The organism is Chryseobacterium sp. SSA4.19 (genome assembly GCF_022601875.1).
Classification (GTDB): domain Bacteria; phylum Bacteroidota; class Bacteroidia; order Flavobacteriales; family Weeksellaceae; genus Chryseobacterium.
In genome coordinates this window covers 187585-199795 of record NZ_JAKVIP010000002.1, presented here as the reverse complement: position 1 = coordinate 199795, position 12211 = coordinate 187585, and the positions used below count along the sequence as shown (strand labels likewise).

Annotated in this window: 15 protein-coding genes; 5 read left to right on the top strand and 10 right to left on the bottom strand. The window is 38.1% G+C overall.

What is annotated here, in order from left to right; all coding sequences use genetic code 11:
- Positions 1-25: 25 nt before the first annotated feature.
- From MKJ01_RS02410 to MKJ01_RS02400, 3 genes are all read right to left on the bottom strand, one after another.
- Complete coding sequence (locus MKJ01_RS02410) at positions 26-541, bottom strand: hypothetical protein (RefSeq protein WP_241611211.1); 516 nt, start codon at positions 539-541, stop codon at positions 26-28.
- A gap of 115 nt (positions 542-656) precedes the next feature.
- The gene (locus MKJ01_RS02405; RefSeq protein WP_241611212.1) at positions 657-1247 is read right to left on the bottom strand and encodes a hypothetical protein; all 591 of its coding nucleotides are present in this window, start codon (positions 1245-1247) and stop codon (positions 657-659) included.
- Complete coding sequence (locus MKJ01_RS02400) at positions 1231-1728, bottom strand: RNA polymerase sigma factor (protein WP_241611214.1); 498 nt, start codon at positions 1726-1728, stop codon at positions 1231-1233. Before MKJ01_RS02400 ends, MKJ01_RS02405 begins: the two co-directional genes overlap by 17 nt.
- 118 nt (positions 1729-1846) lie before the next feature.
- Here MKJ01_RS02400 and MKJ01_RS02395 point away from each other — a divergent pair, with 118 nt between their 5' ends.
- The gene (locus MKJ01_RS02395; protein WP_241611216.1) at positions 1847-2542 is read left to right on the top strand and encodes a pseudouridine synthase; all 696 of its coding nucleotides are present in this window, start codon (positions 1847-1849) and stop codon (positions 2540-2542) included.
- Between the two features lie 251 nt (positions 2543-2793).
- Positions 2794-3831 (top strand): quinone-dependent dihydroorotate dehydrogenase, encoded by a 1038-nt coding sequence (locus MKJ01_RS02390; protein ID WP_241611218.1) that lies wholly within the window; start codon positions 2794-2796, stop codon positions 3829-3831.
- 81 nt (positions 3832-3912) lie between these two features.
- Here the strand turns inward: MKJ01_RS02390 and MKJ01_RS02385 are convergent, their stop codons facing one another.
- Complete coding sequence (locus MKJ01_RS02385; protein ID WP_241611220.1) at positions 3913-4794, bottom strand: hypothetical protein; 882 nt, start codon at positions 4792-4794, stop codon at positions 3913-3915.
- A gap of 25 nt (positions 4795-4819) precedes the next feature.
- Positions 4820-6064, bottom strand: coding sequence for a DUF445 domain-containing protein (locus MKJ01_RS02380; RefSeq protein ID WP_241611221.1), 1245 nt, complete (start codon positions 6062-6064; stop codon positions 4820-4822).
- A gap of 115 nt (positions 6065-6179) precedes the next feature.
- On the opposite strand from MKJ01_RS02380, the gene msrB reads away from it, so the two are divergent.
- The 3 genes from msrB to MKJ01_RS02365 all read left to right on the top strand — a co-directional run bounded on the left by msrB (position 6180) and on the right by MKJ01_RS02365 (position 7891).
- Positions 6180-6623: a peptide-methionine (R)-S-oxide reductase MsrB gene (gene msrB, locus MKJ01_RS02375; protein WP_241611227.1), complete on the top strand. Its 444-nt coding sequence runs from the start codon at positions 6180-6182 to the stop codon at positions 6621-6623.
- Positions 6624-6753: 130 nt separating this feature from the next.
- Positions 6754-7509: a murein L,D-transpeptidase catalytic domain family protein gene (locus MKJ01_RS02370; RefSeq protein WP_241611229.1), complete on the top strand. Its 756-nt coding sequence runs from the start codon at positions 6754-6756 to the stop codon at positions 7507-7509.
- A 7-nt stretch (positions 7510-7516) separates the two neighbouring features.
- Positions 7517-7891, top strand: coding sequence for a hypothetical protein (locus MKJ01_RS02365; RefSeq protein ID WP_241611231.1), 375 nt, complete (start codon positions 7517-7519; stop codon positions 7889-7891).
- Positions 7892-7967: 76 nt separating this feature from the next.
- Here the strand turns inward: MKJ01_RS02365 and fabF are convergent, their stop codons facing one another.
- From fabF to MKJ01_RS02340, 5 genes are all read right to left on the bottom strand, one after another.
- A complete protein-coding gene (gene fabF, locus MKJ01_RS02360) occupies positions 7968-9209 on the bottom strand; it encodes a beta-ketoacyl-ACP synthase II (RefSeq protein WP_241611233.1) in 1242 nt (413 codons plus the stop codon).
- Entirely contained in the window at positions 9210-9635 is a 426-nt protein-coding gene (locus MKJ01_RS02355) for a PaaI family thioesterase (RefSeq protein ID WP_241611235.1), read from the bottom strand.
- 2 nt (positions 9636-9637) lie between these two features.
- Positions 9638-10906, bottom strand: coding sequence for an acetyl-CoA C-acetyltransferase (locus MKJ01_RS02350; protein ID WP_241611238.1), 1269 nt, complete (start codon positions 10904-10906; stop codon positions 9638-9640).
- Positions 10907-10916: 10 nt separating this feature from the next.
- The gene (locus MKJ01_RS02345; RefSeq protein WP_241611240.1) at positions 10917-11522 is read right to left on the bottom strand and encodes a TetR/AcrR family transcriptional regulator; all 606 of its coding nucleotides are present in this window, start codon (positions 11520-11522) and stop codon (positions 10917-10919) included.
- Between the two features lie 114 nt (positions 11523-11636).
- Entirely contained in the window at positions 11637-12056 is a 420-nt protein-coding gene (locus tag MKJ01_RS02340) for an OsmC family protein (protein WP_241611242.1), read from the bottom strand.
- Between the last annotated feature and the right edge of the window lie 155 nt (positions 12057-12211).

Genomic DNA, 12211 nt, shown 5'->3' with positions numbered 1-12211 from the left:
GTCAAAAAACTGCCGTTCTGTATTTTTAAAAGGTATAAGTGAGACCGATGCTGTTTCCGCTGATGTCAAGCCTGTAAGAGGCTGCTTTCGTTTCTTCAGTGCCGGCAGCTTTATTTTGGGTCCTTATCGCTTTTTTCAGGTTTTTATCGGCGCTTATGGCAAAGGGAATTCCGATTCCGATGGCTCCTAAGCCGATTCCTATTAACCCCCAACCGCCGGCTTGCTTTTCCTTTACAGCTACGCCGTTATAATATACCGTTTTGTTTTTTGTAATTTCTTTAACCAGTCCGAAACCGATAAAACCTCCGCCGACTGCACCGAAGATCTGTGAAACCGTACTGTTGGTATTTGCCTTTTTCATATAGCCTAATGCTTCCTGATTGGTAAAGACCTTTTTATATTCAGAGAACTTATATTTCTGGTCTCCTTTAATAAAGAATTCACGGTTGGACTTGCCCAGTGTTAAAGAATCAGACTGTTGTGCAAAAGAAATCAAAGGGAAAATGCTGCAAAGAAGCATGGATATTAATTTTTTCATCATAAATTTTTCGCGAAAATAAATAAAATGGAAACCATTTGAAGAATTTTAAGCATTGAATTTTATCAGGAGCCGGGAATCTGCTTTCCGGTGTATCTTTTTAAACAATCATTTTTAGTTAAATTTTCAAATCTTTTTCAATAAGTTCCAATGAATTGATAACGGCAGATATTTTTTCTTTCTGTTTTCTGATCTGTCTCGGGCGGATGATAAACCAGCTTACAGCAGCCCATGAAAAAGTCAATCCGTAAACGAGTATAGTCTTCAGCCATGGCATTTTTAAGGCAAATTCATAAAAGTAAAATGCAAAGCCAGCCGAAAGGATAAGATAGTAGAAGCTTAAACCTTTTGTCTGCATATAAATCTGTTGCTGCTCTGCTTTTTTTATGCCTGCGAGATATTCCTGATTGGTAGCGGAAGTATTGATTTTTTTTAAGATATTTACTTTTTGATATACCAGGACAGTATAAGAAAAAACACCGATAAGAAGGAGCATAATTCCAAATTTTGTGGTAAAAAAGGAGAAGTCAGCAAATATCCATATGAACAGGGCGGTAAAAGCAGAGAACAGCAATAAAGCAATCATTCCAATGTCTTTTAATACCTGTTTTTTCCTGTATTTTTCCGCTTTCGCCTTTATTTCTTCTATATTGGGAATATCGGTTTGTTTTTGATTCCAGATTTCCTGAAAATTATAACTGGTTTTCATACTTTGTAAATTTTTCGGTTAACTTTTCTTTGATTCTGTGTATTTTTATTCTCACATTGGCAGGAGAAATTCCGACCACTTCAGCAATATCTTTTTGTTTCATTTCCTCAAGCTCCAGAGATATGATGATTCTTTCAAGCTCAGGCAATTCGGAAATACACTGATAAAGAAAATCAGTCATCTTTTCCTGCTCAAGTTTATTATCTTTTTCTGAAAGGTCTTTAATCTCATAAGGAAGTTCATTCCTGGGCATCCGTTTTTCAAGATTGACCTGTCTCAGACAGATATTGGTTGCAATCCTGTAGATCCAGGTTCCGATACTCGCTTCGTGACGAAATTTCGGCAATTGCTGGAAGACAGCAATAAAGGTTTCCTGACAGAGGTCTTTTGCCGCATCATCATCATTTACATAACCCATGCAAAGCCGGAAGATCTTTTTCCAATACGTATGATAAATTTCCTCGAAGTTTAAGTTATACATTTATCGTTTTTAGAATTAGAGAGCATCAGGCATAAAATGTTACAAGGATTATCAGTTATATACATTGTTTATTTTTCTGACTCATCATTTTTTTTGCGGAAATCTCTACTTTTGTCCCATGTTAGAAATTCTTTACCGCGACGAACATCTTATTGCCATCAATAAGCCCAGCGGATTGTTGGTTCATAAGTCCTTTTATTCCGGAGAAGCGGATACCTATGCGATCCGGGAATTGAAAAAGCAGATCGGACAAAAAGTGTATCCGGTGCATCGTTTAGACCGAAAAACTTCAGGTGTTTTATTGTTTACATTAAATAAAGACGCTTTGAGAACCATGAGCGAGCAGTTTGCCACAAGAGAAGTTGAAAAGAGATATATCGCCATTCTAAGAGGCTGGACAAAAGAAGAAGAAACCATCGATTACGATTTGGTGAATGAAAATGAAGTAAAGCAGAATGCAGTTACCTATTACCGCCGTTTGCAGACTTCAGAAATTGATTTACCATTTTTAAAACATCAGACTTCAAGGTATTGTTTGGTGGAAGCTATACCTGAAACGGGACGATTTCATCAGTTGAGAAAACATTTTAAACATATTTTACACCCAATTTTAGGCTGCCGCAAACATGGCTGCAACAAGCAGAATAAACTCTGGCTTCAGACATTCGGCATCAGTAAAATGACACTTCATGCACACCAGTTAATTTTTAATCATCCGGTTTCTAACGAAAGAATTACGGTAAATGCAACTATAGATGATGATTTTAAAAAGGTTGGTAATCTTCTTAATTTTGATTTACGCATATATTCATAATTATGAAATCGAGTTCAAGTGCTTTTCGTAATGAAATGAAGAAATGTATCTAATACTCCGGAAAAGTTCTCAATATACTCTGCCTTGATTCGTTGCTCGAACTGATAAAATATTACTATTCGGTGAACCTGCCAGATAAGCAGCTTCGTGCAATCCGTGAAAGGATTCGTGAAATTTGTATTTTATAAAAACTATCACACATCAACAGATCATTAATTTTAAAATGAGTATTTTTGTAAAACTTTTTTTCAATGTATAAATCGCTCATTCGTCCGTTCCTTTTCAAATTTGATCCTGAAGAAGTTCATCACTTTACTTTTTCAATGCTAAAGAATTTCGGATTTATTACAAAACTATTTCTTCCAAAACCCATTGTAGACAAACGTCTTGAAAGAGAAGTTTTCGGCTTGAAATTTAAAAATCCTGTGGGTTTAGCTGCTGGTTTTGATAAAAATGCGGTTTTATTTAATGAATTAGGCGATTTAGGTTTCGGATTTGTAGAAATCGGAACGGTGACTCCGAAAGCTCAGGCCGGAAATCCTAAAAAGAGACTGTTCCGCCTTATCGAGGATGGCGGGATCATCAACCGGATGGGATTCAATAATGATGGTCTGGAAGCTGCCATTGAAAAGCTGAAAGGCAATAAAGGTAAAATCATCATCGGCGGAAACATCGGAAAAAATACAGATACCAGCCCGGAACATTATACCCAGGATTACCTGCAGTGTTTTGAAGGTCTTCATCCTTACGTGGATTATTTTGTACTGAATGTAAGTTGCCCGAATGTGGGGAGCCATGCCAAACTGGAGGACGTGGAATACTTAAGGGAACTTATTACGGAAGTCAAGAAAATTAATCAGACAAAACAGGTTCAAAAGCCTGTACTCTTAAAAATTGCTCCGGATCTGAACCATCATCAGTTAGATGAAATCGTTGAACTGATCGCTGAAACAAAAATTGATGGAGTGATCGTTTCCAATACATCAGTTAACCGTGAAGGTTTAAAAACATCCCCTGAAATACTGGCACAGATAGGCAATGGCGGGTTAAGCGGAAAACCGATCCGGGAAAGAAGCACCCAAATGATTAAATATCTTTCTGATAAAAGCAACAGGGCATTCCCGATCATCGGTGTAGGCGGGATTCATTCTGCTAAAGATGCAATGGAAAAACTGGATGCCGGGGCAAGCCTTGTACAGCTGTATACCGGTTTTATCTATGAAGGCCCGGACCTTATCAATGAAATCAATAAAGAACTTTTAAAAGGATTGGGCCGGCTGCCAAGGTGAGTTATTAAAGGCTGAAAGGTATGGTTAGAAATTAATTTTCTTAATTAATCAGGTTACAATATATGTAACGATTGATAAGTATTATCTTGATCTTGTTACAGAAGCATTCTTCACATCAACCGTTAAAGTATAGCCTGCGGAGGATGATGTTTTCGGAATGCCGAATGTCAAGGTTTTAGAGTCTTTGTTCCTGGTCATTCTGGTATCTTCTATATTTTCCCGGCAACTCTCCGTAAGGTATTCATCAAAACTTCTATAGTTCCAGTCTTTGGTAAAATACAAGACTCTGTAGCCTTTTTCTCCTTCGCCTGCCCCGCACATTCCGCAGTAGTTGAAATTGGATGGCTCTTCAAAGTATAATAAAATCCTGTTTCCTAACTGATCTGAAGCGTAGGAGACCAATGCATTTCCTCCGGCTTTATTAATAATGTCATAGGTATTTATCTTTTTATGATTCGGAAGGTTCAGGTAATTATTAAAACGGTAAATCCTGCTGTCTTTGGTGAGTAGTCTTGCCGAAAGGTTTTTATTTCCCGTGCTGAAAGTTCCGGAAACCTCCTGATCTGCATCCTGCCCGGGGAAAATAAATACTTCTTTAGGCTTCAAGGAATTCGCAATACTGTCAGCCTTATCCAGAATCTTGCCGGTAAGTTTTTCTTTGAAGAACTTTGAATTTTTCTTTTGCTGGTCTCCGAAGTTATACAGATACATCTCTCCAAGGCTGTAGATTCCTGTCAGCGGGATTTTTTTTCTGTATTTATCATAATAATACCATCCGTCTACAAAATGCTGGTACTGATGACAGTCTATGATACCGCTGTAATCCAGCTGCATGGTGATGGGAACACCGTTGATTTCGCCTTTAAAAACCTGGGATGAATCCGTAACGGTTTTAAGTTCAATCTTCTGACACAAAAAGAAAGTAATGCTCAAACAGAAAAGCAAAGTAAAAATTTTTTTCATGGTTTGTCTGTAATTTGGTTTAGTTTCAAATAAAAAAATGAGCAATTGTATAAATAATCAATCCGACCAGTCCGCCAACCAATGTTCCGTTTACCCGTATGAACTGAAGGTCTTTTCCGACTTCCAGTTCCAGCTTTTCACTTAGTTCCTTGCCCTGCCAGTTGCCAACTGTTGAACTGATAAGGTTTCCAAACTGATGGGTATTTCTCAGGATATATTTATAGGCTGTGACTCTGACCCAGTTGTCAATTTTATCCTGAAGGCCTTCGTTCATTTTTAAATTTTGTGAAAATTCATCCAGGTTTTTAGAAAGGTATTTTTTCAGGGAAGAATCTTCCTGCTGAAGTTCTTCGGTTACTGTTCTCTTAATGGAAATCCAGATGTCGTTGGCATATTCATTCAGTTTATCTGCCTTAAGAAGATCATTCTTTATATTCTTAAACTCCTGTTCCCATTTAGGGGCTTCTTTCAGATCGGTTGAAAACTCATAAATTTTTCCTGTAATCAGATTTCTGAGTTCATGTGCCGGATCTTCTTCAATTTCTCTGAAAAAATCGGCCAATCCACTTGAAATTTTATCAGCAATCTTCTGATCCACAAAAGCAGGAATGAAAGAGTAACTACCTTTCCTGACGCGGCTTTTAATCATTTCATCATTTTCGGTAATGTAATTTTTAATCTGTGAAGAAAGGCTCGTAATAATCCTTTGATGATCGTTTTTTTCAAGAATATAATGAATGCCGTTTCCTACAATGCTGTTGAGTTTAATATCATCCGTCATTTCGGCTGCTTTCTTGCTGATGAAAAGGCTGACCGTATTATCATCCAGCTTATTCAGGATATCCAGCACAATGTCCGAAATATTTTTGATCAGGATTTCCTGGTTCTTTTTCTTATCCAGCCATTCTCCTACAAAATTTGATATTTTGACTTTCTGAATATAAGGACGGATGTTTTGAGGTGAAAGGAAATTACTTACGACAAAGCCCCCGAGATTATCTCCCAGCTGCTGTTTGCTGTTTTCAATCAGGTTGGTATGCGGGATCGGAAGTCCCAGTGGATGACGGAACAATGCAGTAACGGCAAACCAGTCTGCCAAAGCACCTACCATAGCTGCTTCAGAAAATGCACGGACATACCCCAGCCAATGGGAGCCATTATGTTTCTGCAATATTGTAGTTATAATAAATAACAACGCCATCAATAGGAATAACCCTGTGGCAAAAGCTTTGTACGTTCTTAATTGTTTTCTTTTGGCTTCATCATTCATACTCTCAAATTTATTACATTTGGTTTTATGCTTTTAAAGTTAATTTTAAAAGCTTTCTAAAGTTAAGTCTTTATTGGTTTAATTTTGGATGATTAGAGAATCATAAATAAATATTATGCAAAACGAAGCAAAAAATAATCCACACTATTCAAGAACTGATATATCAAAACTGAATGTCTCCAATGAAGAGTGGAAAAAAATCCTTGCTACTGATTTATATGCCATCTCAAGAGAAGCAGCAACAGAAAGAGCATTTACAGGAAAATATAATGAATTTGATGAAATAGGAGATTATTATTGTGCCGTCTGTGGTAATCATCTGTTCCGTTCGGATTCGAAATTTTCAAGCAGTTGTGGCTGGCCGAGCTTTTTTGAAGCTGATGAGAATGGTGTATATTACAAAAGAGATACCGCATATGGCATGGAGAGGGTAGAGGTTCTGTGTAAAAGATGTGACTCTCATTTGGGACATGTTTTTGATGACGGCCCGAAACCTACAGGATTGCGGTATTGCATGAATTCTGTCAGCCTGGAATTTGTTCCGGATATACAGAAATAAAATGAGCTTCGATTCACAATATCAGGAAGTTAAAGTTTCTTAAATAGCGTTAAAAATAATAGGATTATAAGATATTCCTTATTATGTTTTATACATTTGCACACTCAATTGGATTTAACATAATATTTTAATGAAAGGAATTTATAGCGTATTAGGTATTGTTTACATGGTAACAACTTCATTTTATCTGTCTCCAAAAAAAATGAATGTGAATCATGAAATCAATATGGAAAAGATTGAAAAATTGAACAGCGTGAAGTCTGAAAAAACTTCAGAAACAGGATCTTCGTCAGAAGCATTGTACAAATCAATTACATTTGAAGAAGGGCACGAACTTAACGAAGAAGTTTTCTTTAAAGCCTTAACAGGTTTTGAAAATTTGAAGAAAGCTGGTTTGCTTAATCAGGATGCTCATTTATTGACAGTATGCGATTTTTCGATGTCTTCCAACACGAAAAGACTGTGGGTAATTGATACACAAGAGAAAAAAGTATTATTCAATTCACTGGTAGCCCACGGAAAAAATACAGGTGAAGAATTTGCAACCAATTTCTCCAATACCAACAGCTCGCTTCAAAGCAGCCTGGGATTTTATATCACCGATGCTACTTATAATGGTGACAACGGATATTCCCTTAAGCTCCTGGGAATGGATAAAGGATTTAATGATGCGGCTTACAAAAGAGCGATCGTAATGCACGGAGCCGACTATGTAAGTGAAGAGTTTGCGGCAGTACACAAGAGGATCGGAAGAAGCTGGGGCTGTCCTGCGGTTCCAAGAGCTCTCACGCAGCCGATTATCAATACTATAAAAGGAAGAAACTGCCTTTTCATTTATTATCCTGATCAGAATTACCTTTCCAAATCGGAATGGTTGAAATCATAATGTTTAGATGGAAGAGAATTCAGGATATATTGCGGCGGTAAGGCTACTCAACAGACCGGACGGGACAAGTACTCTTGAGAAGGGGAAAATTCCGGTTTTACAGTCCATGAACACAACGGCATGTTGGTTCAGCAATACGACTGAAGAATGGGAGAAAAATAAACATCCGGCTCCCAGAAGGCAATATGTAGTGACGCTAAAAGGTCAATTAAGATTTAAAGTCAGTGACGGTTCCACATTTAATATTGAACCAGGGATTATTCTTCTCGCTGAAGATGTGGCTGCAGAAGGGCATAGCTGGGAAATGACAGCTGGTGAGAAGTGGGAAAGATTATATATTCCTATTGAAGATAATGCTGATGATTTTTTTATTTCAGAGTAGAACAGATTTTATAATTGAAAAAAAGCAGTCTAGAAATAGACTGCTTTTTTTATATAATATAAATGCCGGACAGAATTTAATTGAACTTCTTAAAAACCAGTGTCGCATTATGTCCCCCAAAACCGAAGGCGTTGCTTAAAGCATAATTGATGTTCTTTTCTTTCGCTTCCCCAAAAACAATGTTGAGATCTTTCGGGATATTTTCATCAATGTTGTGAAGGTTAATGGTCGGCGGAATAATTCCGTTTTCAATTGCTTTAATAGAAAGAATTGCTTCTGCGGCTCCGGCGGCTCCAAGCAGGTGGCCGGTCATTGATTTTGTGGCGCTGATATCCAAGCCTTTATTCCCTTTAAATAATTTATTAATTCCGTTCAGCTCAACCAGATCTCCCATTGGAGTAGAGGTTGCGTGTGGATTGATATAATCGATGTCATCTGTATTGATTCCGGCTTCATCAAGCGCAAGTTGCATTGCCTTAATGGCTCCTACTCCGTCAGGATGAGGTGCCGTCATGTGATAGGCATCTGCCGTCATGGCAGCTCCGACTAATTCTGCATAGATCTTTGCTCCTCTGGCTTTAGCGTGCTCATATTCCTCGAGAATTAAAGCTCCTGCGCCTTCACCCATGACAAAGCCGTCTCGGTCTGCATCATAAGGACGGCTCGCCGTTGCAAAGTCACTATTTCTCGTAGACATGGCTTTCATAGTGGAAAAGCCACCTACAGAAGCGGGAGTAATCGCTGCTTCAGAACCGCCGCTGACAATTACTTTTGCCTTGCCCAGCCTGATGTAATTAAACGCATCCATTATTGCGGTATTTCCGGTAGCACAGGCAGAAATAGTGGTGTAATTGATGCCCTGAAGACCAAACTTCATGGAAATCATTCCGGAAGCCATATTGGCGATGAATTTTGGAACAAAAAACGGATTAAATCGAGGGGTTCCGTCTCCTTTTGTAAATTCCATCACTTCACTTTCAAAAGTCCACATACCGCCCTGTCCGGTTCCCCAGATCACACCTGTATCAAAAGGATCCATGTTTTCCAGCTCAAGTCCAGAATCTTTTAATGCTTCCGCCGTTGAGTACATGGCATATTGTGAAAAAAGATCGCTTCTTTTAATCTCATTATGGGTTAAATGAACTTTAGGATCAAAATTTTTCACCTCACAGGCAAAATGCACTTTGAATTTTTCCGTATCAAAATGGGTGATTTTATTAGCTCCGCTTACACCGTTGATGCTGTTTTGCCAGAATTCTTCAACATTATTTCCCAGAGGCGTCACCGCACCCAGTCCTGTAATAACAACTCTTTTCATTTACGTATTGGTTTTGAATAAGTTAGAGGTCCCTCTTGCAATAAGCCGCGTTTTGTCTGCATTCCATATTTCACATTGTGCATTCACAAACTGCTTTCCTCTTTTTATAATTTTTGTTTCGGCTACAATATTATCATTTTCTTTTGCTGTTGAAAAATAATCGATACTGTTATTTACGGTCACAATAAAACTTTTTTCATTCAAAGAAAACATGGTTGCGCCTATAATGTCATCCATAATTGCTGCCGTAACACCACCGTGGAGGTTTCCCATAGGATTAAGCCACTCTTCACGAACAGTATACTGAAATTCTATACGGCCTTCTTCAGCAGAAATAACCGTAGGATTAAGCCATTTCATAAACGGTGAAGGAGATGCTGTAAACTCTTTGCCGATAAAATTTTTTAACATTGCTAATTTATCCATATTTATTTTTCTAAAATCATCGTTACCCCTTGACCACGTGCTGCACAGATGGATATGAATCCTTTTCCGCTTCTTTTCTCATCCAGTAATTTGGCTAGGGTTCCTATAATTCTTCCTCCGGTAGCTGCAAACGGATGTGCGGCGGCAAGGCTTCCTCCTTTTACATTCAGCTTATCCCTGTCAATTTTTCCTAATGCTTTTTCCAACCCGAATTTTTTAGCCAGATCATCATGTTCCCAAATTTTCATAGTAGCTAAAACCTGCGCGGCAAATGCTTCGTGAATTTCATAATAATCAAAATCTTCCAGGTTGATTCCTGCTTTCTTAAGCATCCTTTCTGCGGCAAAAACAGGAGCAAGGAGCAGATTTTGTTTATTTTCAACATATTCAATTCCTGCCACTTCTGAAAAAGTGATATACGCCAGGATCGGGAGGTTATTTGCTTTTGCCCATCCCTCACTTGCCAATAGAACCGCTGAAGCTCCATCGGTAAAAGGAGTTGAATTTCCAGCTGTTAAAGTCCCGTTTTGTTTATCGAAAGCCGGTTTTAATGAAGCCAGCTTTTCCAGAGTGGTATCACGCCGAAGATTATTGTCTTTATCTAATCCAAAAGCAGGGGTAATCATATCATCGAAAAAACCTTCATCATAAGCTTTTGCCATATTCTGATGGCTTTTAAAAGCCAGTTCATCCTGTTCTTTACGGGAAATCTGATAATATTTCGCAGTAATTTCCGTATGGCCACCCATTACCAGGCCTGTTTTAGGTTCCTGTCCTTTATACGGGATGGGCATCCAGTCTTTCAGTTTCGGGCTTAGCAGTTGTCTGATTTTCCCAAAAGCAGATTTTTCTCTATTCGCTTTTAATAAAGCTTTTCTTAATCCCGGTGACGATTCAAACGGAATATTGCTCATGGCTTCCACACCACACGCAATTCCGCTTTCAATTTGTCCCAAGGCAATTTTGTTTCCGATATAGATCGCTGCTTCAATTCCTGTGTCACAAGCCTGCTGCAGATCACAGGCAGGAGTTGCAGGATCAAGTGAAGTATTCATAACGGATTCCCTGATGAGGTTGCTTTCAGAAATGTGTTTGATGACAGCACCTCCGGCTACTTCGCCCAAAAGTTTTCCTTTAAGATTATAGCTTTTAATTAAGCCGTTCAGGGCAGAAACCAGCAGATCCTGGTTTCCCTGGTCTGTATAAGCTGTATTGATTCTGGCAAAAGGAATTCTGTTGTATCCTACAATTGCTACTTTTTTTGTTTCCATAAAGTAAAATTTATAATGGAATGATGTTTAGTTCTTTGTCAATAATGTTAAGAATTTTATCTAAAGCACGGTTTAAGAATTTATGGTCTCCGGTAGTTTTGGATAATAAGATCCCGCCCTCAATCAGCATAATGAATAAGGAAGCATATTCTTCCGCATCAGCATTTTTATTTATTTCCTCCCTTTGCTGTCCGTCTGAAATGACCTTTGAAATTTTAGAGATCCATTCTTCAAAAGATTTTGTCACCTGCTTTTTCAAATCAGGGAAAGTATCATCAGCTTCTGTTGCAGCATTAAGTAAAGGACAGCCTCCGTTTTCAAATACGGTTTTCCAGTTTTTTCGGTAAAAGCTGACGAACGCTTTCAGTTTTCCAACAGTATCAGGAAATTCTTCTCCCAGGGATCGGGCCATATTTTTTCCAAGCCAGCCGGAGTTATATTTATAGACTTCCAAGGCAACTTCGTCCTTATTTTCAAAGTTACCGTAAATGCTCCCCTTGGTTAATCCTGTGACTGCAGTTATGTCGGAAAGTGAAGTGGAAGTATATCCTTTCGTATTGAACAAAGTTGCGGTCTTCTCGATAATGAATTGCTTTGTCTTTTCTGCTTTGGACATTTTTTCCCATTAATTATAATACAAATATACAAAAATATACCAATCGGTATATTTTATTTTAAAATTAAATCCAGATAAAATGATCTGGATTTAATTTTTTACGGAAAAGCATTATTAACTTACCAAACTGGCGTTCAGGGTGATTTCAAAATTGAATGCGGCGCTTACAGGACATCCTTCTTCTGCAATTTTAGCATATTTTTGAAATTCCTCTTCTGAAATCCCGGGAACTTTTGCGGTTAATGTCAATTCAGATTTTGTGATTTTCCCGATAGCCGGGTCTAAAGTAATCACTGATTTTGTTGTTAATTCGTCAGGAGTAAAGCCTGCCTGGGAAAGTTCTGCGCTTAATTTCATGGTGAAGCATCCGGCATGGGCTGCTGCAAGTAATTCTTCAGGATTGGTTCCTACTCCATCTTCAAAACGGCTGTTAAAAGAATACTGTGTCTGATTGAGCGTCGTGCTTTGTGTAGTTAAATGACCTTTTCCTTCTTTTACGGTACCGTTCCAAACGGCTGTTGCGTTACGTTTCATAATGTTGTATTTAATTATTTAATGTTGTTCTGTTTTAACAATACAAATGTAGGGCAGATATTATTCCAAAATGCTAGATAAAAATCGCTAAATGTTGTACTTTTTTCTCCGGATATCGTTTTCTGCAAATTGGAAGACGTTTCCTGATTAACTGT

What these genes read in the sequence shown, in the direction of transcription:
- MKJ01_RS02355 (WP_241611235.1), bottom strand. Translation starts at nt 9,635, where the DNA reads ATGGATAAATTAGCAATGTTAAAAAATTTTATCGGCAAAGAGTTTACA.
- MKJ01_RS02385 (WP_241611220.1), bottom strand. Translation starts at nt 4,794, where the DNA reads ATGAAAAAAATTTTTACTTTGCTTTTCTGTTTGAGCATTACTTTCTTT.
- MKJ01_RS02410 (WP_241611211.1), bottom strand. Translation starts at nt 541, where the DNA reads ATGATGAAAAAATTAATATCCATGCTTCTTTGCAGCATTTTCCCTTTG.
- MKJ01_RS02380 (WP_241611221.1), bottom strand. Translation starts at nt 6,064, where the DNA reads ATGAATGATGAAGCCAAAAGAAAACAATTAAGAACGTACAAAGCTTTT.
- MKJ01_RS02390 (WP_241611218.1), top strand. Translation starts at nt 2,794, where the DNA reads ATGTATAAATCGCTCATTCGTCCGTTCCTTTTCAAATTTGATCCTGAA.
- MKJ01_RS02340 (WP_241611242.1), bottom strand. Translation starts at nt 12,056, where the DNA reads ATGAAACGTAACGCAACAGCCGTTTGGAACGGTACCGTAAAAGAAGGA.
- msrB (WP_241611227.1), top strand. Translation starts at nt 6,180, where the DNA reads ATGCAAAACGAAGCAAAAAATAATCCACACTATTCAAGAACTGATATA.
- MKJ01_RS02405 (WP_241611212.1), bottom strand. Translation starts at nt 1,247, where the DNA reads ATGAAAACCAGTTATAATTTTCAGGAAATCTGGAATCAAAAACAAACC.
- MKJ01_RS02400 (WP_241611214.1), bottom strand. Translation starts at nt 1,728, where the DNA reads ATGTATAACTTAAACTTCGAGGAAATTTATCATACGTATTGGAAAAAG.
- MKJ01_RS02365 (WP_241611231.1), top strand. Translation starts at nt 7,517, where the DNA reads ATGGAAGAGAATTCAGGATATATTGCGGCGGTAAGGCTACTCAACAGA.
- MKJ01_RS02395 (WP_241611216.1), top strand. Translation starts at nt 1,847, where the DNA reads ATGTTAGAAATTCTTTACCGCGACGAACATCTTATTGCCATCAATAAG.
- MKJ01_RS02345 (WP_241611240.1), bottom strand. Translation starts at nt 11,522, where the DNA reads ATGTCCAAAGCAGAAAAGACAAAGCAATTCATTATCGAGAAGACCGCA.
- MKJ01_RS02350 (WP_241611238.1), bottom strand. Translation starts at nt 10,906, where the DNA reads ATGGAAACAAAAAAAGTAGCAATTGTAGGATACAACAGAATTCCTTTT.
- MKJ01_RS02370 (WP_241611229.1), top strand. Translation starts at nt 6,754, where the DNA reads ATGAAAGGAATTTATAGCGTATTAGGTATTGTTTACATGGTAACAACT.
- fabF (WP_241611233.1), bottom strand. Translation starts at nt 9,209, where the DNA reads ATGAAAAGAGTTGTTATTACAGGACTGGGTGCGGTGACGCCTCTGGGA.